Raw genomic sequence first — 23099 nt, 5'->3', positions numbered from 1 at the left:
TGTCACGTGCGGTTGCGCGCAAGCTTTCAAGGAACTGACATTAATGGTCGACGAATTCGCCCCTAAAAACCTTCGCGCCCGTCTCGACGCGGTGCAGGACCGCATTGCCCAGGCCAGGACGCAGCTCGAGGCCCATGGCTTCATCGGCGACCAGGGCGACGCGCTGACCAACTTCATCGATCAGCACGATGCGATCCGGGGCTCTCTCGACACCGAGGGCACCGTCACCGAGATCCAGCACAGCAAGGCATCTGCTCAAACCGATGCGCTCGAAAAGGCATTGACCGAGTGGCTCGGAACCGTCGAGACCCGCTTCGCCGATCCGAAGCGCCGCGAGCCCAACATTTCGATGTGAGAACGTAACGCTTTAACCTCTACACACCTGACCTCTATTCGCCGCGCTCCCTGAGTGCGGCGAATTTTATATCGGGGAATTTCTCGCTCTTGTACTTCAGCATCCAGGGGCTCTCGGCGAGGTAGATCAGTGCCCCGTCGCGATCCGTCGCGATCTCGCCGCGATGCCCATCGACGAACTTCTGAAGCTTTGCCGGATCGTCGGCCGAAATCCAGCGCGCCAACTCGTAAGGCGATTGCTCGAGCGTCACCGGCACGCCGTACTCGACAGCGACCCGCGACTGCAGCACCTCGAATTGCAGCTGCCCGACGACGCCCAAGATCTGCCGCCCACCGGCAATCGGCGTGAACACCTGCACGATGCCTTCTTCCGCCAGATCGTCGAGCGCGCGATTGAGCTGCTTCGCCTTCATCGCATCCTGAATGACGACGCGGCGCAAAAGCTCCGGCGCGAAATTCGGGATGCCCGTGAATTTCAGGCTTTCCTTCTCCGTCAGCGTATCGCCGACGCGCAGCGTTCCGTGGTTCGGCACGCCGATGATATCGCCAGCCCATGCTTCGTCGGCCGTCTCCCGGCCCTGCCCGAAGAAGAACGTCGGCGAGGATATCGTCATCGCTTTGTTTTCGCGCACATGAATGAGCTTCATGCCGCGCTTGAAGCGCCCCGAACAAAGACGCACGAACGCCATACGATCCCGATGGTTCGGGTCCATGTTCGCCTGCACCTTGAAGACGAAGCCCGTCACCTGCTCTTCGCCGGGCTCGACGGTTCGCTGTGTCGCGGCCCGCGGCAACGGCCCGGGCGCCCATTGCCCGAGCGCATCGAGCAGCTGCTCGACGCCGAAATTCTTCAGCGCACTGCCGAAAAAGACTGGCGACAGATGGCCCTCGCGGAACGCCTCGAGATCGAACTGGGGAAGCGCACCCTGCGCGAGTTCAACGCCTTCGATGGTCCGGTCCGCGATACGCTCGTCGATACCCTCGATCCGCCGCAAGCCTTCGAATGTGTCGAGCGGCTGCGAACGCCCATAGGACGCACCGCGATCATCGCTCTCCGGCAGCAAAATCTTGTTGCCGACGAGATCGAGAACGCCGCGGAAATCTGAGCCCATTCCGACCGGCCAACCCATCGGCACGAGATCGAGCGCCAGGTCGGACGCGATCTGATCGAGCAGCGTCAGCGGATCTTCGGCTTCACGATCGATCTTGTTGATGAACGTGATGATCGGAATGTCGCGCAGCCGGCAAACTTCGAAAAGCTTCCGCGTCTGGGTTTCGATGCCCTTCGCCGCGTCCATCACCATGACTGCGGCGTCGACGGCCGAAAGCGTCCGGTACGTGTCTTCGCTGAAGTCGGAGTGGCCCGGCGTGTCGAGCAGATTGAAGACGATGCCGTTCCGCTCGAACGTCATGACCGACGACGTGACGGAGATGCCGCGCTGCTGCTCGATCTGCATCCAGTCGGAGCGCGTGCGCCGCCGCTCGCCGCGCGCCTTCACGGCGCCCGCCATCTGGATCGCTCCGCCGAACAGAAGAAGCTTTTCCGTCAGCGTCGTCTTGCCGGCGTCAGGATGCGAAATGATCGCGAACGTGCGCCGGCGCGAGATCTCGGGCGGCAGCTCCGCTTTGGCGAGCGAGGATTGGGGCATCACGTTCAAAAGGATCAGGCCTCGACGAGCGAAACGAGGCTCGGTTCGAGCCAGATCTGGTGATATTCGGCGGGCTTTCCGAAAGCTTCGCCGACATGCAGCTCGACTAGGCCGTCGTCGAATTTGACGATCGGGAAGGTCTTGCCGACGCAGCCGCGGAAAAGCGTTGTGAGCTGCTTGTTGTCCTTCGGCAGGTCAGCGGGCGTTCTAAGAACGCGGACTTTGTCACCTATGTTCATGCCGTCTCCAGAAGTTCGAGCGCCTCTTTGGGATCGATCCGTCCATCATATAGTGCACGACCCGTGATCGCGCCTTCGAGCATGCGGTATTCGGTCTTTATGAGTTCTCGGACGTCGGCGATCGAGGCGAGGCCGCCGGACGCGATGACCGGAATGCGCGTCGCGCTGGCCAAGGCAGCCGTCGCGGGTAAATTGAGGCCCTTCAGGACCCCATCGCGCTCGATGTCCGTATAGATGATCGCGGCGACGCCCGCATCCTCGAATCTTTTCGCCAGATCGGCGGCCGTCAGTTCGGACGTCTCCGCCCAGCCTTCGACGGCGACCTTGCCGCCCTTCGCATCGATGCCGACGGCAACCCGCCCCGGAAAGCGCTTCGCAGCCTCACGAACGAGCGCCGGATCGCGCACCGCGACCGTGCCGAGAATGACGCGGCGAATGCCCTTCTCAAGCCAAGCCTCGATCGTCGCCAGATCGCGGATACCGCCGCCGAGCTGCGCCGGGATCGAGATCGCCTTCAAAATCGCCTCGACCGCTGCGCCGTTGACGGGCTTGCCGGCGAACGCGCCGTTGAGGTCCACGATATGCAGGTACTTGAAGCCCTGGCGCTCGAAACTGGCCGCCTGCGCAGCCGGATCGTCGTTGAACACGGTCGCGGCGTCCATCTCGCCGAGCTTCAGCCGGACGCACTGGCCGTCCTTGAGGTCGATTGCAGGAAAAAGGATCAATTCGGGCTCGCCACCTTTTGTGATGGCCCGCGACGAACCATCCATAATTTCCGTCATGCCCGCGCAGGCGGGCATTTATCCAAGCTGATGGCGAACTCCGAACCAACGCTTGGACGGATTCCCGCCTTCGCGGGGATGACGTTTGAACAAGCAGCCATCAGATTGCTATCTTCTCGCGCGATCAATCGCGGATCGCGTCCGGCGTCAAGCACCCGCATTCACGCATTGCGGCCGGCTTGGCGAAGCCAAGTCGTAATGCGAAGACAAAAAAATCATGGCCATCGCGTTCCTTAACGAACCACCGCCAAGCGCCGCACGGCGTCCCCTGACCGAGGACGACGCCATCGACATCTGGATTGCCCGCTGGCTCAAGATCCGCCCTGTGGACCTCCAGCGGCGCTATGCCTGCGATCCGCGACGGCTTTATGAGATATGGGAGGAGACGCGTTTTCCCGGAAGCCGCAAGCGCGCGCTCGACGAATTCCAGAGCCGCTTCCCGGGGCTCGAACCGCGCTTCGATCCAGGCCCCCACCGGCGAATTTCCCTCGCGCCACATCCCGACCAGCTGAGTCTCTTTCCGTAAGTTCTGAGAACGCGCCGCGCAGAACGAGAACGCGTTGGCACCCGGCCATCCCGCGAAACCGCCAGGGCACGGTTAAGAATTACCAAAATCACGCGATTTCCTGGTTAAATCCGCGCCTTGCATAAGCAATGCCGTTAAGTACTTCGCAAGAACATTTTTGGAACAAACACTGGACAAACCCCGTGAGTCGTGGCATGTTCTTCCTATGTTCACTGGCGCCCTAAAACAGGCGCCTCCCCGGGTCAGAGTAGCGTGTTAGACCCTCCCCACAACACTAGGAGAGCCCCCATGCGCACCTACCTCATCTCGTACGATCTCGCCCAACCGAACCGCAACCAGCACGTCCTTGCGCAGGTCATCATGGGCCTCGGCGATAAGTGGGCACGGCCGCTCTCCAACACTTGGTACGTAACGTCGGACCGCGAAGAGTTCGAGCTTGAGACCGAGCTGAAAGAACTTCTCGCCGAAGAGGACGGTCTGGTGATCCAGGCGACGAAGCGCGAAGCGGTGATGACGAATACGTCGCTCCGCTGGTTCCGCCAGCGCCGTCCGGGTCTCGACCTTGCGCCCGATGGCAACGTCATCGCGTTCCCGCTGCCGGCAGTCGCCGCCGCCGAGCCGATGGAGCCCGAGCTGCCGTTCGCAAGAGCCGGTTGATCTCGAACAAACGAATTCCGGTCTTTGGGCGGGGCGGACTTTCTCCCCCCTCGCCGTTCCCAACGGGTCCGTCCCGTCCAAAGCCCCGGTGTTAGACCCGACTGGAAAGGAAGCCTGGCCCTCCTGGGCTCCCTTTTTGAATAACCCCAGACTTACTAGGTTAAGTCAGTTCCGAGCCAAGTCTGTCGGCTAGTTCGTACCCAAGTTGCGTTCCTGCGTACCCGCTTTCCCAGCCCCCCGCACCGGAATGCTCCCATGAAAACGTTCCTTCTCCATCACGCCCCCAAGTCCGCCAACCAGGACACCTGGACGGTGACGTTCTCGCTCCCCTACATCGCGACCGAATACGCGCCCGCCGGCAATGGCGTCTGGTACGTCCGGACGTGGCTCGGAGCCGATCAGATCAAGCGCCGTCTCGCGATCCTTTTCGATCACCCGGACGAACTTGGCGTACACGAACTCAGCCGCGCCGACCGGGCTTTGACGGGGCGGCTGAATTGGCTGCAAGGCCGCCTCGAAGAGGATGAACCTGACGGATCGTCGTGGCACGTGCCCCGCGGCGTCTGGAATGTGCTCCAATCCGCCGTCGGCACAATTACCCGCTGACTGCGGAATTGCGCTCACGCCCACTCCTGATCGTCATCCCGGCGAAGAGCCTGCACCGGCGAAGGCCGGGATCCAGCCAAGTCAATGGCGGTGGAATGAGCTCGCACTTCAGACCTGGACGGATCCCCGCCTACGCGGGGATGACGCCAGAGCGGCGGCGGCCCCGATTGAAGCTGCTATTCAAACGAACGGACCCACGTGGCGTCGCGCCTACGGCTTCCAGCCGAGAAAGTTCGCAATCAGCTTCAGGCCGAGCTTCTGGCTCTTCTCCGGGTGAAACTGCGTGCCCGCGATATTGCCGTCCGCAACGAGCGCCGTAATCGCCCCGCCATAGTCCGTCTCGGCGACGACGACGCGGCGCTCTTTGGGCACCATCGCGAAGGAGTGCACGAAGTACGCGTGCCATCCGTCGGGGCCTGTCGGAATGCCGTCGAGCAGCGCGTGCGGACTGACGACGTTGAGCGTGTTCCAGCCCATGTGAGGGATCTTGAGCGCCGGATCTTTCGGCTCGATCGCCCGAACCTCACCCTTGATCCAGCCAAGCCCCGGCGTCTCGACGAACTCGAGCCCGCGCTCGCTCAAGAGCTGCATGCCGACGCAAATGCCGAGAAACGGCCGGCCCCTTTGCCGAACGGCTTCTTCGAGCGCCGGGATCAATCCCGGAACGCGCTCGAGACCGTGTTTGCAATCGCCATAGGCGCCGACGCCCGGCAGCACGATGCGATCGGCCGCGAGCACGTCCTCCGGCCGCGGACTGACGACGATTTTGGATGGAGTGGAGCTATCCCGAGCAGCGCTCTCGAAAGCTTTGGCGGCCGAATGGAGATTTCCCGACCCGTAATCGATAATGACGACGTTCTGCATCAGTGCTGCGGCCTCAAGCCCTGGCCCCGAACGGCCAGAAGCGCAAACCACCCGGCGTGCCTGAGGGATTGCCCGGCGTCTTCGGCGTATCGCTCTGAATGACCGGCTGATCGGGCAGCCAGCTCTCGAAGAAGCGCCGTTCGCATTCCTCGATCGAGCGTCCGTTGACGACGCCGAGCATGCGCCAGCCTTTTTGGTCGAGCATCCAGCGCCGCAACGTCGAAATCTCGAAGCCGAGATAGATATTGATCATGAGCATGATCAGGCCGATCCAGTCGGGGTCGACTTTGGCCTGGGCAAGCACGTAACCGAGAAGGCCGGCTCCGGCGAGATAAGCGATCGCCATCAGCCACAGACCGTGGGCGAGAAAGCCGAGCGGCGGAAAAATAGCCGTCAGCCAGGAAAACCCATCCTTCACGAATGCGAGTTCGACAGCGCGGTCGACCCGGTCGGAATCGGAAACGGGGGGTTCGTGCACGGTGTAGGTCGCCACGGAACTCAAAACTCCTTGGTCCATCGAACTCCAAGCCGGCGCGAGCCAATGCGGCGCAAGGCTTCGCCGGAAGTCAGCCTTGCAGCATGCCCTTTGTCGACGGGATACGGCCCGCCTGCCGCGGATCGAGAGCAATAGCGGCCCTCAGCGCCCGCGCCAAACCCTTATAGCAGGTCTCGGCAATATGGTGATTGTTCTCGCCGTAAAGGTTTTCGACGTGCAGCGTGATGCCGGCGTTCTGCGCAAAGGCCTGGAACCACTCGCGGAATAGCTCCGTGTCCATCTCGCCGACCTTGTGCCGCGAGAACTCCGCTTTCCAGATCAGAAACGGCCGCCCCGAGACATCGAGCGCAACGCGCGTCAGGGTTTCGTCCATCGGCAGATGCACGTCAGCATAGCGCACGATCCCGGCTTTATCGCCGAGCGCCTTGGCGATGGCCTGCCCGATGACGATGCCCGTATCTTCGGCCGTGTGGTGGAAGTCGATATGCAGGTCGCCCTTGGCCCTGAGCGTGATGTCGATCAGCGAATGCCGGGCGAGTTGCTCCAGCATATGATCGAGAAACCCGATCCCCGTCGAAATATCGTATGCGCCCGTCCCATCGAGATCGACGGTCGCGGAGATCTCCGTCTCCTTGGTCTTGCGCGTGATCGAGGCCTGCCGCTGCTTCACGTGAATCTCTCCGACGCCCGTCATATCCTTAATCCACTCTACCCCGTCGGCCAGCTCTCCGGAGGAGAGTCATCAGGACCGACAGACGTTCCGGTTGCCCGACACATGCGAGAGCGTTTATCAGCTTGTTGCCCGCCCGGCCAAGGTCGCCGCAGCGGCCCCGTGGCCGCAGGCACCCGGCTTCACTTGCATACTGCCTGCAAAAGCTTAACTGACGCGGTACAAATGACCCACCAGAGCCCAAATGCTGGCGATTCGTCGTGGCACGCCACCACAATACTTACCGTTCGCAAGGGCGGCCGTGTTGTAGTTGCCGGTGACGGCCAGGTTAGCCTGGGCCAGACGATCATCAAGGCCAACGCCAAGAAGGTCCGTCGCCTCGGCAAGGGCGACGTCATCGGCGGGTTCGCCGGCGCGACGGCGGACGCCTTCACCCTTTTCGAGCGGCTCGAAGCCAAGCTCGAAATGTACCCGGGTCAGCTGACCCGCGCCGCCGTCGAGCTTGCCAAGGACTGGCGCACCGACCGTTTCCTGCGCCGCCTCGAGGCGATGATGATCGTTGCCGACGCCTCGACGACCCTCGTCCTGACCGGCACCGGCGACGTTCTCGAGCCGGAAAATGCTATCGCCGGCATCGGGTCGGGTGGCAATTATGCGCTCGCGGCCGCCCGCGCGCTGATTGATCAGCCTCTCGACGCCGAAGCCATCGCCCGCAAGGCAATGTCCATAGCCGCCGACATCTGCGTCTATACGAACAAAAACATCGTCGTCGAAACACTCGATACGGCCAGCTAACGACAGGCACGGAAAATCTAGGCTGTTTGCCGAGCGAAAAACCAACACCCGGATCATTGACCAGATGCCAAGCGCATTATCACCTGAAGATCTGAAAGCGGCGGTCGAGGCCGGCGTCATCGACGCGGCACAGGCCGAGAAGTTGCAGGCCATGCGCGGGGGTTCCGCGGTTTTGGGTCCTGACGGCGAACCCGCTATCGCCGATGAAGAGCGCTTTCGCTTCCTCAATGGCTTCAACGACGTCTTCCTGACGATCGGCGTACTGCTCGTCGCCGGCGCGTTCCTTATTGCCAGCTCGACGGCGAGCACCTTTGGCATGAGCTGGTTCGGCACGCTAGCGCTTGCCGCCGTCACGTTCTGGCTCTTGAGCGAAATTCTCGTCACGCGTCTCCGCGCCGTGCTGCCCGGAATGGTTCTCTCGGTTCTGTTCGTCGCCTTCGCTGCAGCTGCCGTCGTCGTTCAAATGCACTGGACGAATTTCGTCTCGTCGAACTGGAGCGCCGATTCCGAATTCGCATTCTGGCGAAATCCCTCACTCAGGTTCGGAACACCGGCCCTTATCGCCGCGATCGTCTACTACGTGCGCTTCCGCTTGCCCTTCGCACTCGCCTTGATCGCCTTCTTTGGCTATGCCGTCGTCAGCCAGAGCCTGCTGCAGATTGCGGGTATCGGCCCATCCTTCGTGGCGTTGGGCTATGGCCTCGCTGTCCTCGTGGTTGCACTTGCCTACGATGCCCGCGATCCGAAGCGTCAGACGCGCCTTTCCGATTGCGCTTTCTGGCTGCAGCTCGTGGCGGCCCCGATGATCGTCTCGCCGGTCATCCTTTTGATCAAAGGCACGACGATCGGCGCCGCGACCTCCGCAGCCATCCTGGTGACGGTGTTCTTCCTCGCACTGTTCGCACTCGCCATCGATAGGCGCGCGCTCCTCGTTTCCTCGCTCGTCTATTTCACGGTCGCCGTCTACGATTTGCTGAACGGCGGCATTCCCCTGACAGGCGGCGAGGGAGGCTCGGGCTCGTTTGTGCTGACGCTCGGCGTCGTCGGCGCATTTGTCCTGTTTCTGGGCGTCTTTTGGCACCCCATCAGGAACAGGCTTTTGCCGCACCTGCAAAAAACCGCCTTCGCTCCCTACCTTCCTGAAGCGAGACAATGACGAATTTTTCACCGCGCGAAATCGTATCTGAACTCGACCGCTACATCGTCGGCCAAGCCGACGCCAAGCGCGCCGTCGCCATAGCCCTTCGTAACCGCTGGCGCCGTCAGCAGTTGACCGGCGAGCTTCGCGACGAAGTTCTGCCGAAGAACATCCTGATGATCGGCCCGACCGGCGTCGGCAAAACCGAGATCTCCCGCCGGTTGGCGAAGCTCGCGGGCGCGCCGTTCCTCAAGGTCGAAGCGACCAAATTCACCGAGGTCGGCTACGTCGGACGCGACGTCGACAGCATCGTTCGCGATCTCGTTGAAGTCGGCATCGCCCTCGTCAAGGAAGCGAAACGCCAGGGCGTCCGCGCAAAAGCCGAAAAGTCCGCGGAAGAACGCGTGCTAGATGCGCTCGTCGGCTCCGGCTCTTCCCCCGCGACGCGCGACAGCTTCCGCAAGAAGCTCCGCAACAACGAATTGAACGACAAGGAGATCGATATCCTCGTCGCCGATACGTCGTCGCCCATTCCATCGTTCGACATGCCGGGCGGCACAATGGCGACGATCAACATCGGCGAGATGCTGGGCAAAGCGCTCGGACAGCGAACGAAGCCCCGGCGCGTTACCGTCAAGGACAGCTTCGACATTCTCATCGCCGAGGAAAGCGACAAGCTGATCGATAGCGATCAGATCGCTGGCGAAGCGATCACCGCAGTCGAGAACAACGGCATCGTGTTCCTCGACGAGATCGATAAGATTTCCTCGCGCGGCGACGCTGCGCGTGGCGGCGCCGACGTCTCGCGCGAAGGCGTGCAGCGCGATCTCCTGCCGTTGATTGAAGGCACGACCGTCGCGACCAAGCACGGCCCCGTGAAGACCGATCATATCCTCTTCATCGCCTCGGGCGCGTTCCACGTCTCGAAACCTTCCGACCTCTTGCCGGAATTGCAGGGCCGTCTCCCGATCCGCGTCGAGCTCAACGCCCTGACGCGCGAAGACATGAAGCGCATCCTGACGGAGCCGCAGGTCAGCCTCATCAGGCAGTCCGTAGCCCTGATGCAGACCGAAGGCGTCACGCTCGAATTCAAGCCGGACGCGATTGACGCCATTGCCGACGCGGCCGTCGAGGTGAACTCGACCGTTGAAAACATCGGCGCGCGGCGGCTGCAGACGGTGCTGGAGCGCGTCCTCGACGACGTCTCGTTCGAAGCCTCCGACCGTGGCGTGCAAACCGTGGTTATCGACGGCCCATACGTCAGCGAGCGGGTCGGAACGCTCTCGAAAAACGCCGATCTGAGCCGCTTTATTTTGTAAGTTAACGCGCGCTTCCGCGCTCGGCGGCCGGCTCGCGGAACGCGAGTCGCCGAGCGCCAAGCAAAACCCAGCGAAAATGTGCCGCTAGGCACTTTTCGCGAACGCCTGTAAAAGGGGCGCTTTCCAAACCGAAAGCATGTTTTCGCTATGACCGCCGCGCCTTTAGTAAAGATTGCCGCAGAAGAACCCGCCGCGAAGCCCTCGCTCGCGGGGCTGACGCGCGACCGCTTGAAACTGGCGCTCGCCGCTGCCGGCGTTCCGGAAAAACAGCTTCGCATGCGCGTCGGCCAGCTCTGGAGCTGGATCTACGTACGTGGCGTCACACGCTTCGAAGACATGACGGACGTGTCGAAAGATCTCCGTCGCCGTCTCGAAGAGCTTTACGTTCTGGACCGTCCCGAAATCGTCTCCGAACAGATCTCGGTCGACGGTACGCGCAAATGGCTCCTCAGACTCCCGAAGCGCGGTCACGAAGCGCGCGCACCGGAAATCGAAACCGTCTACATTCCCGAGAGTGACCGCGGCACGCTTTGCATTTCGAGCCAGGTCGGCTGCACGCTGAATTGCTCGTTCTGCCATACCGGCACTCAGAAGCTCGTGCGCAATCTCGAGACGGAAGAAATCGTCGCCCAGATCATGCTGGCGCGCGACCGCATCGGTGACTGGCCCGGTGCCAAGGGTCCCGGTGACGGCCGTCTGCTGCCGCAGAGCGAACGCAAGATAACGAACGTCGTGCTGATGGGCATGGGCGAACCGCTCTACAATTTCGACAACGTCAAGGCTGCGATGGACATCGCGTCGGACGGCGAAGGCCTCTCGCTCTCGAAGCGGCGCATCACGCTGTCGACGTCGGGTGTCGTTCCCGAAATTCCGCGTTGGGGCGAAGAGGCCGACACCATGCTTGCCATCTCGCTGCACGCGACCAACGATGCGCTGCGCGACGAACTTGTGCCGCTCAATCGCAAATATCCGATCGCTGAGCTTATCGAGGCCTGCCGCAATTATCCGGGGCTCTCGAACGCGCGCCGCATCACGTTCGAATATGTGATGCTGAAAGGCGTCAACGACAGCCTCGCGGAGGCCCGAGCGCTCGTGCGCCTCCTCGCGGGAATTCCCGCCAAAATCAACTTAATACCGTTCAACCCATGGCCGAACACGCGCTATGAGTGCTCGGATTGGGAAACCATCGAACGATTTGCAGACGTCGTAAATCGGGCCGGTTACGCAAGCCCTGTCCGCACACCTCGCGGACGCGATATTCTCGCGGCCTGCGGGCAACTTAGGTCTGAGAGCCTCAAGCTCTCGGCAAGCGAGCGCAACGCCGCGTCCCAGGGCGCCTAACGAGCGGTTCTCGCACGACGCCGCGTTATTTTGATTGAGCCCGCAGCGCTCGCTCATATACATTTCGCCCGAGATGGGACGCAGGGGGCGGGGTCGTCGTGCTAAGGTTCCTCAGCACAATAGCGCGCGTGGTGTTCGGGTTCGTGCTCGCGAGCTTGGCCGCGGGGCTCGTGACCGTCATGTTCGTCACGACGCCTATCGACGTGCTAACGGAGCCCATCGAGCGGTTGCCGAAAACGGCCAGCGAAACAATCGAGCTAGGTCTGCTTGCCGCAACGCATCTCGGAATTTTCGCATCCGTCTTCGTTCTCATCATCGCAATTTTGAGCGAGTCGTTCTCGGTCCGCTCGCTGACGTTCTATCTGTTTGCCGGCGTCGCGATCTCGATGCTCGGTTTCGTCGCGCAATATGCGAGCGAAGTCGTGGGCCAGCCGACGACGATCCTCAACAACTACGCGGTCAAGGCATTCCTCACGATCGGCTTCTTCGGAGGCTTCTTTTATTGGCTCGCCGCTGGTCAGTTCGCAGGGCGTCCGCACGGCGAGCATCGCGCGCGAACGGCTTCGGTGCCCCAAACAGCTGATGTAACGGTTAGCGCGCCTTCCGAAGCAGCGCCACGCGCCGAGAATAATGCCGAGAATAATAATGACGACGCCGAAGTCGTGATCACGAGATCGCCGACCGTGGACGAGCAAACGCGTGGGCAACGTCCGATGATGCAGCGCCTGACGCTGTCGAAGACGAGGTCTGCCCGCCAACGGTCCGACCATGCTGCCACCGGCTCGGCGAACGAGAGCGAAGACGAGATGACCGATAACGACGGCAATCTGACCCCGAACGGCCGCGACAAGAGCCAGACGCTGCACTGACACCGCCCCTCGGAGCGGCCGACCTCGCGAACAGTTGATTAACCAAGAGTGCGGCAGAACGGCTTCAACGTTGCTGCGATGCACCATCCCTGGTACCGTCAAAGCCGAACCGAGGGACTGTATTTTGTTCGATTGCGCCCTGCATTTCCGCTTTCTGCAGAAAGCGACGGAAGCCATGTTCGAGATGGGTCAGGCCTCCGTGGCCGCGGGCTTGGCGTGCCAGAAGCGCCTTTACGACGAAATGACGCCGGAAGGTCTCCTCGCGCCTGAACCTCTCGCCCCGCAACCTTTGGCTTGGTCTGCTTGGTTCGGTGATTGGACCCCCGTGGCCTCCGCGCCCGCACCCCTCCAGAACGAAATCATGCAGGCGTGGTTGGCGATGGCCAGCGCATCTCTCGCCTACTGGCCCGGCGCGCAGCAGGCGGTCGCCGCGTCCCGTGTATTTCCCGGCGGTGATACGTTCTGGCCCGCATCTGTTCAGGCATACTGGGGCAGTTCGCCTTGGACGCTCTATCAGGGTCCCATGATGGCAATGATGCTGTCCTACGGCGTGCCCTACGCCGTGGCGGCACCGACGGCCCGTGCGAGCACGTCAGCCATGGATGCAGCCGACGCCGCATGCACGCAGTGGCGGCTTGTCTTTGGAAATGCCGAGGGGCGCCAAGCGATGGACCGGCATTTCGCGCCGCGTACACCGTGGTCGGCCTATCTGCACTGAAGAAAGAAGAGCCCGCTCGACCAGGACTCGATCAGGCGGGCGCTACGTGTTCAACCTGAAACCTCTATTGCGCGTCAGGCTCCGGAGCTGAACCGGAATCAGGCGCAGGCGCGGCCTCCGCTTCGCCAGCCGCAGGAGCCGGTGCGGCATTGACCGTTTCGGGCTTCGGCTTAGGCGTCTTCTTGACGGCTGCTGTCTTCGTTTTCTTGGCGGCCTTCGTCGCATCGGCCGGAGGAGCCGCGGCGGCCCCATCGGCGGCGGGCGCGGCCGCAGGCGATGCTGCTGCGCCGTTTGTTGCCCACGGCAGAACTTCCGGCGTTGCGCCGGCGGCCTTCGCAGCTTTTGCGGCCTTCTCTTCTTCTCTCTTCAGAATTGCGAGCGACCGGCACCGGGCCTTCGTCGGCTTGCCCGCATCGTTGGTGCCCGCCGCAACCCAGATGCACACTTTACTGAGCTCGGCACAGGCGTTCTCGTCGATGTTGAAACACGGCGAATTCGCCTTTGCCGTCTTCGGCTTTTCGGCGGGCTTCGCCGTTCCGTCGGTCGCAGCCGGGCCGGCCGAACCATCAGCCGGCGCCGGAGCCGGCGCTGCAGCTGGGGCAGCTGCTGCCTTCTGCTTGTGCTTGACCGGAGCAGCTGGAGCTGGCGCGGCAACCGAGTCGGTCGGATGCGCCGTCGGATCGCTGCTGTCGGCGGACTTCTGGAGATTGTCGTGAGGCGTGAATGCCGGGACCGCCGAGGGCTGAGGCGCCGGCTGCGCTGGAGCCGCCGCTTGCGCCGGCGGATCGTCTGGCGGGATCGTTACGGTGATTTCTTCGGCGGCAAGCGGCAGCGCCATGGCGCAACCGAGCAAACCTAACCACACCAGATTCCCGACGATGCGATTCGACCTGATCACGGCCGCTCTCCCCCGATGAGATATATTCCCGAGCTTCTATCAGCTGACGTTGGACAGAAACACCGCAAACACCTTTGCCATGCCTTTTTTATGTTCATGAGTTTGCTGCGGTGCGGAACCAGTTAACGCGCGTCATTTGCGCCACAAATGCCCCCCGAGAAGTGATCAGCCTAAGCCTGCATCTCGCTCAAAACATTGAAAAATCAAGCCTCATTCACCCAGGCGCGCGCTTCCTCGCCCACGTCAAAGCTTGGTCGAGCCGGTCATCACCCCAGAACATTTCGCCGTCCGGTGTGCTGAAACTCGGCGCACCGAATATCCCGAGCGCCTGCGCCTCTTCCGTATTGGCCCGCAACTCCGACTTGACCGCCATGTCCGTGCTGAGCCGCCGCATATCGTCCGCCTCGAGACCAGCGCTCGTAAGGCAATCCGTCAACACAGCGTCATCGGAGATGTCCAAACCCTTGGCGAAGGCAGCGGCAAAGACCGCACGGCTGAAAGCGGCATCCGCGCCTTGGCTGCGCGCCGCGATCGCAAGGCGTGCTGCCTTCAATCCGTTGGCCGGAAACGACGCCGGCATCTGGAAAGGAATTCCGCGCGACGCCGCGGTGCGTCCAATGTCCCGCACCATGTAGCGGCCCTTTGCCGGATAGATATTGAATGGCGAGGTCTCCCAGCCTTGCGATTTGAAAATCGGCCCGAGCAGGAATGGCTTCCAGTCGACGGCGACGTCGGCCCGCGCCGCCGTTTCCTCGATCCGCATGGCGCTCAGGTAAGAGTAGGTCGACGCGAACTCGTACCAGAAGACGATAGTCGGTTTCATTGCGCTTCCTCTGTTGAGCCCGCTGTCGTTAATGTCTAAGCCCGATTGCGACATGTCGCGAAATGGCATCAACCGGACTTGCGGGCAGCGCCGCCGACCCTATAGTGCCGCGCGTTTCCGTCCCATTCCAAATTCGAAAGCCAGATCTCCCATGAGCGCCGCGCCTAAAACCGTGAAAAAGGTCGTACTCGCCTATTCCGGCGGCTTAGACACTTCGATCATCCTCAAGTGGCTGCAGGAGACCTACGGCGCCGAAGTCGTGACGTTCACCGCCGACCTCGGACAGGGCGAAGAGCTGGAGCCGGCTCGCAAGAAGGCCCTGATGCTCGGCATCAAGGAAGAAAACATCTTCATCGAAGACCTGCGCGAGGAATTCGTCCGCGATTTCGTCTTCCCGATGTTCCGCGCCAACACGGTCTACGAAGGCGTTTATTTGCTCGGCACGTCCATCGCCCGTCCGCTGATCGCGAAGAAGCAGATCGAGATCGCCCGCAAGGTCGGCGCCGACGCCGTCTGCCACGGCGCAACAGGCAAGGGCAACGATCAGGTGAGGTTCGAGCTCGGCTATTACGCGCTCGAGCCCGGCATCAAGATCATCGCGCCCTGGCGCGAATGGAAGTTCAAGGGCCGCGAAGACCTTCTGGATTTCGCTCGCCAGAACCAGATCCCCGTCGCGAAGGATAAGGAGGGCGAGTCGCCCTTCTCGGTCGACGCCAACCTTCTGCACTCCTCGTCCGAAGGTAAAGTGCTCGAAGACCCCGCGACGAAGCCGCCCGAGATGGTCTATCAGCGCACCATCTCGCCGATGACCGCGCCCGACAAGGTGACGACCATCAAGATCGGCTTCGAGAAGGGCGACCCGGTTTCGCTCGATGGCAAGAAGCTTTCTCCCGCCACTCTCTTGAAGGCCTTGAACGATCTCGGCCGCGACAACGGCATCGGCCGTCTCGACCTCGTCGAGAACCGCTTCGTCGGCATGAAATCACGTGGCGTTTACGAGACGCCCGGCGGCACGATCCTGCTCACCGCCCATCGCGCCATCGAAAGCCTGACGCTCGATCGCGGCGCATCGCATCTCAAAGACGAAATCATGCCGCGCTACGCCGAGCTGATCTACAACGGCTTTTGGTTGTCGCCCGAGCGCGAGATGCTTCAGGCCCTGATCGACAAGAGCCAGGAGAACGTCGAGGGCGAAGTCACGCTCGAGCTCTATAAGGGCAATGTCATCGTCATCGGCCGCGCGAGCCCGAAGTCGCTCTATTCGCCGACGCTCGTCACGTTCGAGGACGACAAAGGCGCCTACGACCAGAAGGACGCGGAAGGCTTCATCAAGCTCAATGCGTTGCGTTTGCGCACGCTCGGCCGGCGAAACAAGACCTAGGCCTCGCTTCTCCCGACGTGACCATCTGCGGCGCGCCCAAAGCGTCGCGATGGTCACAAGGTTGAAATTATACCGCGCGTAGTGAAAAGTGCTGCTTCCTCCACTCGGAAGCAGGAATTGATGCCGCACGAAACGCCTCTTATCGCAACGATCGTCGTTGGCCTCAGCTTGGCCTTCCTGTTTGGAGCGATAGCGCAGCGTCTCCGGGCTTCCCCTCTAGTCGGATACCTCCTCGCGGGCGTCGTGCTCGGGCCACGAACGCCGGGTTTTGTTGCAGATCAGACGATCGCCTCCGAACTCGCGGAAGTCGGCATCATTCTATTGATGTTCGGCGTCGGACTCCATTTTTCGCTGAAAGATCTTTGGTCGGTCCGCAAGATCGCCATTCCCGGCGCCGTAGTTCAGATCATCGTCGCGACGCTGCTCGGCTTAGGCCTTTCGCTTCATCTCGGCTGGCAGCCCGGAGCCGGCATCGTTATGGGCCTCGCGCTCTCCGTCGCGAGTACCGTCGTATTGCTGCGAGCGATGCAGGCGAGACGGCTTCTCAATACCGATCGTGGCCGCATAGCCGTCGGATGGCTCATCGTCGAAGACATCGTGATGGTGCTGACGCTGGTGCTGCTGCCGGCGCTGCTCCCACTGTTCAACTCCGCCACGGCGGACCAACCGGTAAGCGATGCCGAGAACTTCAATCTTCTGAAGACGTTTGCGGTTACCGTATTCCAGATCGTCGCCTTCGTCGTTCTGATGCTCGTCGCGGGACGCCGAATTATTCCATGGATTTTGCACTACGCAGCCCATACCGGGTCGCGAGAACTGTTCCGCCTGGCCGTGCTCGCGATTGCGCTCGGAACGGCCTTCGGGGCGGCCAAGCTGTTCGGCGTGTCGTTCGCACTCGGCGCCTTCTTTGCTGGCATGATCCTAAGCGAATCGACGCTCAGTCAGCAGGCGGCATCTGAAACGCTTCCGTTGCGCGACGCCTTTGCCGTGCTGTTCTTCATATCCGTCGGCATGTTGTTCGATCCGGCCATTCTCCTCCGCGATCCCCTTGCCGTCGTGGCGACACTGACGATCGTCATCGTCGGCAAATCGGTGGCGGCCTACGGGATCGTTCGCGCATTCGGATATCACCCGACGACCGCACTCACGATTTCCGTCAGCCTGGCTCAGATCGGCGAGTTCTCGTTTATTCTGGCGGGCATGGGCGTCACGCTCGGCGTCTTGCCCGAACTTGGCCGGGAGCTCGTCCTGGCCGGCGCCATCGGCTCCATAATGTTGAACCCGCTGCTATTCTTCGCGCTCGACCGGTATGAGCAGAAGCTCGAAAAGCGTGAGGCGGCGGCGAACGCGGTGCCTGAGCCGGCACCACCCGTCAAAATCGAAAAGACGAAGTTGCAGGATCACGCCGTATTGATTGGCTATGGCCGCGTAGGACGTCCTATCGGCGAAACACTCAAACAACGGAATATACCGATGTACGTCATCGACGAGAACGATGACGTCGTTAATAAGCTCAAGGAAAAGAAGGTCGAAGCGGTCGCAGGCAACGCCGTGGCCCTTCTCAAGTTTGCCAATCTGCCGCAAGCGAAATGCTTGCTCGTCGCCATTCCCGACAGCTTCGAAGCAGGGCAAATTGTGTCCCAGGCGCGGGCGGCGAACCCCGAGTTGCCAATCATCGTGCGAGGTCATTCCGACGCCGAGGTAACGCACCTCAAAGCTTGTGGCACAAATATCGTCATCCAAGGATCGCAGGAAATCGCCGACGCGATGGCTGCACGAGTTCCCTGACGACACTAAATACTGAACCGGTATGAAATAGAGAACGAGACCATGATCGTCATTACGAGAAACGGCGAGACGACGGTGCTCACCGGCTGGCGCGAATGGGCAGTCAAGTTTCTGGTGTTCATGGCGGCGATCCTGCTGTTCGCCGTCATGGCGTTCCTGATGCTCGGCATCGCGGTAACGATCGGCGCCATCGCGCTCATCGTCATCCCCGCGCTGATCATCGTCGGCCTGTTCGCATCGATGTTCGGCAAGCGCGTTTGAGGCATTCCGGCGCGCTCATCCGAACGATCGCGCCGCACGCTGACGAGTTAACGGCGCGTTAAAGAATCAATCGGCATTTTATGGTTCAACGGGACCGGCTGAGCCCCCCGATGGTGTCCAGGGCGTTTCACTCGGCACGCGCTCCAATCACCGGGCAGTCGCTCCCGTTTCGCCTTTTTCAGGGCCCCGTGATGCCGGGCCTGTAGAATTGGCCCGATTGCCGCCGGCCGGCTTCTGCCCTTCGGCCGCCCCATACCGTCATCTCACCATCGTCATTGTCGGATAGGCACCGCTCGCCCGCGCGATTTTGCGGTGTGACGCACCCTCTCGGCCATCTCTGGCCTTGACGAGGGGGTCTCGATCCCCGACATCGCGTGCTCGATGATAAAATGCGTCTCGAAACGATAATTGTGAGGACTTGAGAATGAACGCAGTGGCGGACAAAACGCCGGTGGTGACGCCCGCCGAATGGGCGCCTCAAAAGGCGATTTGGACCGCGTGGCCGGCCGATCCTGATGAATGGCGCGGCGATCTCGAAACGCCCCGTCGCGACGTGGCGGCGCTCATCCGCGCGCTCAGCATCGCTGGCAACAAGGTCCGGCTTCTCGCGAACGGCGAAGAAGCGCGCAACTCGGCGCTCGCAGCACTCGGCAATGCCGCCGAAATCATCCCCGCGAAGTATGGCGACATCTGGCTGCGCGACACCGGCCCGATTTTCGCACAGATCCGCAACAGCGCCGTTGCTCTTCGCTTCAAGACGAACAGCTGGGGCGGAAAATACGATCTCCCCGATGACGCGACCGTTGGCGACGACGTTGCCGAGCTTGCGAAGACACCCATTCGCCGCTTTGACTTTGTGCTCGAAGGCGGCGCCGTCGATCACGACGGAGAAGGCACGATCCTGACGACGCGGCAGACGTTGCTCAACCCCAATCGCAATGGCTGGACGAAAGAAGCCGCCGAACAGGCCCTCGCCGAAGCCTTCGGCGCGAAGACGGTCATCTGGATCGATGAAGGCCTGAAGAACGACCACACCGACGGGCACGTCGACAACATCGCTCGCTTCGTCGCGCCGGGCCGCGTCGTCTGCCAGGCGCCCGCCGGCCCCGACGATCCGAACGCCGAAACGTTGAACGCCATCGCGGCGCGCCTTGAAACCGCGACCGACGCGATGGGCCGCAAGCTCGAGGTCATTCGCATTCCGGGTGTCGGCCTTTACCGCAACGCCCTTGGAGACGTTTCGCCAGCTTCCCATATGAACTTCATAATCGCCAACGATGTTGTCGTTGTGCCGATTTATGGAACTGCGACCGAGGCGGACGCGCTTCAGGCATTGCAGGCCGTTTTTCCCACCCGTGCAGTTGTCGGCGTATCGTCTCGCGGTCTGCTTGGCTGCGGACTGGCAGGCGGCGGATCATTTCACTGCATCACACAACAGGAGCCCCTGTAGATGGCGCGACGCTCGATCACGGTCGGCAGCATTCAGACGTCCTACGGACACGACATCAAAATCAATATCGCCAAGACGGAAGCGCTTGTTCGCGAGGCGGCTGACCGCGGCGCAGAAATCATTCTGCCGTCGGAGCTGTTCGAGGGCATCTACTTCTGCACGCGCCAGGAACCGAAGTGGTTTGAAACCGCGCATCCGGTGATGGAGCATCCGTGCGTCATCGCACTCCGCGAGGTCGCGAAGTCGCTGAAGGTCGTCATCCCGATATCGTTCTTCGAGAAGGACGGCCCCCGCTACTACAACAGCATCGCAATTGCCGACGCAGACGGCGAAATCCTCGGCGTCTATCGTAAGAGCCACATTCCGGATGGCCCCGGTTACCAGGAAAAATATTATTTCCGGCCGGGCGATACCGGCTTCAAGACGTGGAATACGAAACGCGGCAAGATCGGCGTCGGCATCTGCTGGGATCAGTGGTACCCGGAAAGCGCGCGCGCCATGGTTCTCCAAGGCGCCGAGATATTGTTCTATCCGACCGCAATCGGATCAGAACCCTATGATCCGTCACTGGACACGCATCTGCAGTGGCAGCGCGCGATGCAGGGCCACGCCGTTTCGAACTCCGTGCCGATCGTTGCAGCCAATCGCATCGGCGAGGAAGACAACGACGGCGTGAAGCAGAAATACTACGGCCACTCTTTCATCTCGGACCATCGCGGCGAGCTCGTCCAGAAATTCGGCGCCGAAGACGAAGGCGTTCTCATTCACACCTTCGATCTCGACCTCATCGAAACGTATCGCGCCGAGTGGGGATTCTTCCGCGATCGCCGCACCGATCTCTACGCAAAGAGCATCATCTGAGCCGACGAGACCGCGTCGCTATCCTGCCGCTTCGCGAGCAACGATAAATCTCGCCTGACGTCCGATTTACCTGCTCCGCGCCGATAATAATCGGCGCGGACATTTCCGCTTGCGCAGCGTTATAGCTTTATGACTATATAGCCGCGAAACTATAGCGGACGAACGGTGCGGGGGCACCGCGTAAGAACTTAATTGGGGGGAAGATGTCGCGGATTGCGTTGGCCGCCGTAGCGGCCGTGTGCGTTGTCGTGGTTGAATCGCATCAAGCAGAAGCTCAACAGGCGCCGACACCAGGTGGCGATGTAACTGCCGACGAGGCCTCGGTTCTGCCGCCTGTCGTTGTGCAGTCGCCGACCGAACCGCTCGGTCAACGCGCGAAGCGCAAACCATCATCACAAATTGTGAAAGCCTCCCCGTCCGGCACGGCGCAAGAAAACACGGCCGACGCGAGTGAAGGATCGGCTGGAGGCGCAGGTCCTACCGGCTCGACGTCAGGCTCAGGCGGGCCTGCTATCGGCGTGTTTACGCTCGGCCAGATCGATATGATCGGCGGCAGCACCGTCACCAACGAAGCGATGTGGACGTTCAACAAGAACTCGCTCGATCAGGCCGTCAACCTGTTGCCGGGCGTGTCGTCGACCAATTCCGGCGGCAGCCGCAACGAAAAAGATATCTTCGTGCGCGGCTTCAATCGCTACCAGGTTCCGCTGTCGATCGACGGCGTTCGCGTTTATCTGCCGGCCGATAACCGGCTCGATTTCAGCCGCTTCCTGACGCCTGACCTTGCTGAAGTCCAGGTTGCGAAAGGTTACGTCTCCGTCCTGAACGGTCCGGGCGGCGAAGGCGGCGCGATCAACCTCGTCAGCCGCAAGCCGACGAAGGAAATCGAACTCGAGGGCCGCACGGGTCTCGTCACCGATGGCGACCTCAGCAGCCTCAATTCCTGGAATGCTTACGCCTACGCTGGCACGCGTCAGAAGGGTTACTACGCCCAGGTCAGCAGTAACATCGTCGACCAGGACCACTTCAATCTCTCGCACGACTTCAAGCCCGCCAATTCCTCGACTCTTGGCTATAACCAGGGCGTCGCAGCGGGCTTCCCCTACCAGCAGAAAGGTGAGCGCGATAATTCTGATTTCCGCGATTGGCGCATCAACGCCAAGGTCGGCCTCACGCCGAACGCGACTGACGAATACAGCATCAACTACACCAATCAGCAGGGCCAGAAGGGCGCGCCGCTCAGCACCGAACGGCAGATCGTGCAGGGCTACTTCAACGGCAACACGGTTCGCTATTGGGATTGGCCGCAATGGGATACGTCATCACTGTCGTGGCTGTCGAAGACGAAGCTCGGCGATGCGTCATACATCAAGACCAACGCCTACTATAACACCTTCCAGAACTCGATCTCGTTCTATCCGAACGCAACCTATACGCAGCAATTCACCGACAGTCCCTACGATGACTATTCCTACGGCGGCTTCGTCGAAATGGGCACCGACCTCATTCCGATGAACACGCTGAAGGGCGCGATCCACTTCCGTCGCGACTTCCACAACGAGCAGAGCATCAACTACAAATATGTGCCGACCTACTCAGAGACCCTTGATCCCGCGAAACGGCAGTCGGAAGAGACATGGTCGTTCGCCCTCGAGAACACGTTCCACGCAACCCGATCGCTCGATATCGTGACCGGCGCCAGCTACGACACCAATCAAGTTCTCTACGCCAACGGCAACACCGATAAGCCCGACATCGATGCCTGGAACTGGCAAGCCGCAGCGATCTACAGCTATAGCGACACCGGCAAGGTCCACGCCGACGTATCGAGCCGCACGCGCTTCCCGACGCTGTTCGAGCGCTACAGCACGCGCTTTGGCTCGAAGACGGCAAACCCCGACATCGCTCCCGAGCGCGCGACCAATTACGAAATCGGCATCAGCGATACCGTGTTCCGCAATGTCCACGTCTCGTCGGCGATCTTCTACGCCAACATCGACGACAGCATCCAGAACGCCTTCTCAGGCGGCGCCAACAGCAAGAACTCCATCATCGGCTTCAATGCCGATGGCTATAACTATGGCTTCGAACTGTCGGCCGACTGGGACGTGATGCCCGGCCTGCGGCTCGGCGGCAACTACACATACCTCGAGCGCCACCTCGACTTCGACTCGGCGACCCTGGCCGCGGGCTCGACAACGACGGAATACAATTCCGTTGCCGCCACTCAGCTCGAAGGCACGCCCCGGCATAAGGCTCTCATCTATCTTGCCTGGAAAGCGACCGACAGGCTGACGCTGACGCCGAGCGTCGAACTCGCGTCCGACCGCACGGCCCTCGTCACCAGCTGCAAATCGACGCTTGTGAATACGACAGGCCCCGCCAACGCAACCGGCAACTGCGGTAAGACGAGCGGCTACACCGGCAAGCCGAACTACATCGATCTCGGCGCCTATGCTCTGGTGAACTTCCAGGCCGAATATACGTTTACCGAGGGCACCTCAATTGCGATTGGCGCCATGAACCAGCTCGACGAAAATTATTCGCTCGCAGACGGTTTCCCCGAGCCAGGCCGCCAGTTGTTCGCTAATGTGCGGGCCCGCTTCTGACGCAG

The 23099-nt window shown here is 61.4% G+C and carries 24 protein-coding genes; 16 read left to right on the top strand and 8 right to left on the bottom strand.

The features are described 5' to 3' along the window. Window positions 1–43: 43 nt before the first annotated feature. On the top strand, window positions 44–355 hold the full coding sequence (locus BM399_RS16570) for a hypothetical protein (RefSeq protein ID WP_092868834.1): 312 nt from the start codon (window positions 44–46) through the stop codon (window positions 353–355). A gap of 34 nt (window positions 356–389) precedes the next feature. Here the strand turns inward: BM399_RS16570 and BM399_RS16565 are convergent, their stop codons facing one another. From BM399_RS16565 to hisA, 3 genes are read right to left on the bottom strand one after another with little or no spacing between them, the layout of a single operon-like run. Continuing rightward, window positions 390–2003 carry a peptide chain release factor 3 gene (locus BM399_RS16565; protein WP_092868833.1) on the bottom strand — a complete coding sequence of 538 codons (1614 nt, stop codon included), beginning with the start codon at window positions 2001–2003 and terminating at the stop codon, window positions 390–392. Window positions 2004–2017: 14 nt separating this feature from the next. Further along, window positions 2018–2242, bottom strand: coding sequence for a hypothetical protein (locus tag BM399_RS16560; protein WP_092868832.1), 225 nt, complete (start codon window positions 2240–2242; stop codon window positions 2018–2020). Further along, window positions 2239–2967 (bottom strand): 1-(5-phosphoribosyl)-5-[(5-phosphoribosylamino)methylideneamino]imidazole-4-carboxamide isomerase, encoded by a 729-nt coding sequence (hisA, locus tag BM399_RS16555; protein WP_092869165.1) that lies wholly within the window; start codon window positions 2965–2967, stop codon window positions 2239–2241. The genes BM399_RS16560 and hisA overlap by 4 nt, the downstream gene beginning before the upstream one ends. A gap of 274 nt (window positions 2968–3241) precedes the next feature. On the opposite strand from hisA, the gene BM399_RS16550 reads away from it, so the two are divergent. The 3 genes from BM399_RS16550 (at window position 3242) to BM399_RS16540 (ending at window position 4813) form a co-directional block, all read left to right on the top strand. Next, on the top strand, window positions 3242–3550 hold the full coding sequence (locus BM399_RS16550; protein WP_092868831.1) for a hypothetical protein: 309 nt from the start codon (window positions 3242–3244) through the stop codon (window positions 3548–3550). 288 nt (window positions 3551–3838) lie between these two features. Continuing rightward, window positions 3839–4207: a hypothetical protein gene (locus tag BM399_RS16545; protein ID WP_092868830.1), complete on the top strand. Its 369-nt coding sequence runs from the start codon at window positions 3839–3841 to the stop codon at window positions 4205–4207. Window positions 4208–4462: 255 nt separating this feature from the next. After that, window positions 4463–4813 carry a hypothetical protein gene (locus BM399_RS16540; RefSeq protein ID WP_092868829.1) on the top strand — a complete coding sequence of 117 codons (351 nt, stop codon included), beginning with the start codon at window positions 4463–4465 and terminating at the stop codon, window positions 4811–4813. 210 nt (window positions 4814–5023) lie between these two features. Here BM399_RS16540 and hisH read toward each other — a convergent pair whose 3' ends face one another. The 3 genes from hisH to hisB all read right to left on the bottom strand — a co-directional run bounded on the left by hisH (window position 5024) and on the right by hisB (window position 6867). Continuing rightward, complete coding sequence (gene hisH / locus BM399_RS16535) at window positions 5024–5677, bottom strand: imidazole glycerol phosphate synthase subunit HisH (protein ID WP_092868828.1); 654 nt, start codon at window positions 5675–5677, stop codon at window positions 5024–5026. Between the two features lie 13 nt (window positions 5678–5690). Beyond that, entirely contained in the window at window positions 5691–6170 is a 480-nt protein-coding gene (locus BM399_RS16530) for a DUF2628 domain-containing protein (RefSeq protein WP_092869164.1), read from the bottom strand. A gap of 73 nt (window positions 6171–6243) precedes the next feature. After that, window positions 6244–6867: an imidazoleglycerol-phosphate dehydratase HisB gene (hisB, locus tag BM399_RS16525; RefSeq protein ID WP_092868827.1), complete on the bottom strand. Its 624-nt coding sequence runs from the start codon at window positions 6865–6867 to the stop codon at window positions 6244–6246. A gap of 201 nt (window positions 6868–7068) precedes the next feature. On the opposite strand from hisB, the gene hslV reads away from it, so the two are divergent. The 6 genes from hslV to BM399_RS16495 all read left to right on the top strand — a co-directional run bounded on the left by hslV (window position 7069) and on the right by BM399_RS16495 (window position 13023). Then, window positions 7069–7638: an ATP-dependent protease subunit HslV gene (gene hslV, locus BM399_RS16520; RefSeq protein WP_092868826.1), complete on the top strand. Its 570-nt coding sequence runs from the start codon at window positions 7069–7071 to the stop codon at window positions 7636–7638. A gap of 64 nt (window positions 7639–7702) precedes the next feature. After that, on the top strand, window positions 7703–8794 hold the full coding sequence (locus tag BM399_RS16515; protein ID WP_092868825.1) for a hypothetical protein: 1092 nt from the start codon (window positions 7703–7705) through the stop codon (window positions 8792–8794). Beyond that, the gene (gene hslU / locus BM399_RS16510; protein WP_092868824.1) at window positions 8791–10095 is read left to right on the top strand and encodes an ATP-dependent protease ATPase subunit HslU; all 1305 of its coding nucleotides are present in this window, start codon (window positions 8791–8793) and stop codon (window positions 10093–10095) included. The genes BM399_RS16515 and hslU overlap by 4 nt, the downstream gene beginning before the upstream one ends. A gap of 147 nt (window positions 10096–10242) precedes the next feature. Continuing rightward, window positions 10243–11436: a dual-specificity RNA methyltransferase RlmN gene (gene rlmN / locus BM399_RS16505; RefSeq protein ID WP_092868823.1), complete on the top strand. Its 1194-nt coding sequence runs from the start codon at window positions 10243–10245 to the stop codon at window positions 11434–11436. A 98-nt stretch (window positions 11437–11534) separates the two neighbouring features. After that, the gene (locus BM399_RS16500; RefSeq protein ID WP_092868822.1) at window positions 11535–12305 is read left to right on the top strand and encodes a hypothetical protein; all 771 of its coding nucleotides are present in this window, start codon (window positions 11535–11537) and stop codon (window positions 12303–12305) included. Between the two features lie 124 nt (window positions 12306–12429). Further along, complete coding sequence (locus tag BM399_RS16495) at window positions 12430–13023, top strand: hypothetical protein (RefSeq protein WP_092868821.1); 594 nt, start codon at window positions 12430–12432, stop codon at window positions 13021–13023. Between the two features lie 64 nt (window positions 13024–13087). Here BM399_RS16495 and BM399_RS16490 read toward each other — a convergent pair whose 3' ends face one another. Next, a complete protein-coding gene (locus BM399_RS16490; protein ID WP_244531313.1) occupies window positions 13088–13921 on the bottom strand; it encodes a hypothetical protein in 834 nt (277 codons plus the stop codon). A gap of 214 nt (window positions 13922–14135) precedes the next feature. Then, entirely contained in the window at window positions 14136–14744 is a 609-nt protein-coding gene (locus BM399_RS16485) for a 2-hydroxychromene-2-carboxylate isomerase (protein ID WP_092869162.1), read from the bottom strand. 151 nt (window positions 14745–14895) lie between these two features. Between BM399_RS16485 and BM399_RS16480 the strand changes: the two genes are divergently transcribed. The 6 genes from BM399_RS16480 (at window position 14896) to BM399_RS16455 (ending at window position 23094) form a co-directional block, all read left to right on the top strand. Further along, window positions 14896–16125 (top strand): argininosuccinate synthase, encoded by a 1230-nt coding sequence (locus tag BM399_RS16480; protein WP_092868820.1) that lies wholly within the window; start codon window positions 14896–14898, stop codon window positions 16123–16125. Window positions 16126–16245: 120 nt separating this feature from the next. Beyond that, complete coding sequence (gene ybaL, locus BM399_RS16475; RefSeq protein ID WP_092868819.1) at window positions 16246–17913, top strand: YbaL family putative K(+) efflux transporter; 1668 nt, start codon at window positions 16246–16248, stop codon at window positions 17911–17913. A 42-nt stretch (window positions 17914–17955) separates the two neighbouring features. Beyond that, on the top strand, window positions 17956–18174 hold the full coding sequence (locus BM399_RS16470; protein ID WP_092868818.1) for a hypothetical protein: 219 nt from the start codon (window positions 17956–17958) through the stop codon (window positions 18172–18174). A 424-nt stretch (window positions 18175–18598) separates the two neighbouring features. Then, complete coding sequence (locus tag BM399_RS16465) at window positions 18599–19624, top strand: agmatine deiminase family protein (protein WP_092868817.1); 1026 nt, start codon at window positions 18599–18601, stop codon at window positions 19622–19624. Continuing rightward, on the top strand, window positions 19625–20485 hold the full coding sequence (gene aguB / locus BM399_RS16460; protein ID WP_092868816.1) for an N-carbamoylputrescine amidase: 861 nt from the start codon (window positions 19625–19627) through the stop codon (window positions 20483–20485). A gap of 203 nt (window positions 20486–20688) precedes the next feature. Next, window positions 20689–23094, top strand: coding sequence for a TonB-dependent receptor plug domain-containing protein (locus BM399_RS16455; RefSeq protein WP_092868815.1), 2406 nt, complete (start codon window positions 20689–20691; stop codon window positions 23092–23094). Window positions 23095–23099 lie beyond the last annotated feature (5 nt).

The organism is Hyphomicrobium facile, assembly GCF_900116175.1.
In the GTDB taxonomy this organism is placed as follows: domain Bacteria; phylum Pseudomonadota; class Alphaproteobacteria; order Rhizobiales; family Hyphomicrobiaceae; genus Hyphomicrobium_B; species Hyphomicrobium_B facile.
Note: the sequence above shows the minus strand (reverse complement) of the source record. Positions and strands in the feature narration are given on the sequence as shown.

Coding starts and splice junctions, on each gene's coding strand:
- BM399_RS16570 (WP_092868834.1), top strand. CDS start 44: ATGGTCGACGAATTCGCCCCTAAAAACCTTCGCGCCCGTCTCGACGCG.
- BM399_RS16565 (WP_092868833.1), bottom strand. CDS start 2,003: ATGCCCCAATCCTCGCTCGCCAAAGCGGAGCTGCCGCCCGAGATCTCG.
- BM399_RS16560 (WP_092868832.1), bottom strand. CDS start 2,242: ATGAACATAGGTGACAAAGTCCGCGTTCTTAGAACGCCCGCTGACCTG.
- BM399_RS16550 (WP_092868831.1), top strand. CDS start 3,242: ATGGCCATCGCGTTCCTTAACGAACCACCGCCAAGCGCCGCACGGCGT.
- BM399_RS16545 (WP_092868830.1), top strand. CDS start 3,839: ATGCGCACCTACCTCATCTCGTACGATCTCGCCCAACCGAACCGCAAC.
- BM399_RS16540 (WP_092868829.1), top strand. CDS start 4,463: ATGAAAACGTTCCTTCTCCATCACGCCCCCAAGTCCGCCAACCAGGAC.
- hisH (WP_092868828.1), bottom strand. CDS start 5,677: ATGCAGAACGTCGTCATTATCGATTACGGGTCGGGAAATCTCCATTCG.
- hisB (WP_092868827.1), bottom strand. CDS start 6,867: ATGACGGGCGTCGGAGAGATTCACGTGAAGCAGCGGCAGGCCTCGATC.
- hslV (WP_092868826.1), top strand. CDS start 7,069: ATGACCCACCAGAGCCCAAATGCTGGCGATTCGTCGTGGCACGCCACC.
- BM399_RS16515 (WP_092868825.1), top strand. CDS start 7,703: ATGCCAAGCGCATTATCACCTGAAGATCTGAAAGCGGCGGTCGAGGCC.
- hslU (WP_092868824.1), top strand. CDS start 8,791: ATGACGAATTTTTCACCGCGCGAAATCGTATCTGAACTCGACCGCTAC.
- rlmN (WP_092868823.1), top strand. CDS start 10,243: ATGACCGCCGCGCCTTTAGTAAAGATTGCCGCAGAAGAACCCGCCGCG.
- BM399_RS16485 (WP_092869162.1), bottom strand. CDS start 14,744: ATGAAACCGACTATCGTCTTCTGGTACGAGTTCGCGTCGACCTACTCT.
- BM399_RS16480 (WP_092868820.1), top strand. CDS start 14,896: ATGAGCGCCGCGCCTAAAACCGTGAAAAAGGTCGTACTCGCCTATTCC.
- ybaL (WP_092868819.1), top strand. CDS start 16,246: ATGCCGCACGAAACGCCTCTTATCGCAACGATCGTCGTTGGCCTCAGC.
- BM399_RS16470 (WP_092868818.1), top strand. CDS start 17,956: ATGATCGTCATTACGAGAAACGGCGAGACGACGGTGCTCACCGGCTGG.
- BM399_RS16465 (WP_092868817.1), top strand. CDS start 18,599: ATGAACGCAGTGGCGGACAAAACGCCGGTGGTGACGCCCGCCGAATGG.
- aguB (WP_092868816.1), top strand. CDS start 19,625: ATGGCGCGACGCTCGATCACGGTCGGCAGCATTCAGACGTCCTACGGA.
- BM399_RS16455 (WP_092868815.1), top strand. CDS start 20,689: ATGTCGCGGATTGCGTTGGCCGCCGTAGCGGCCGTGTGCGTTGTCGTG.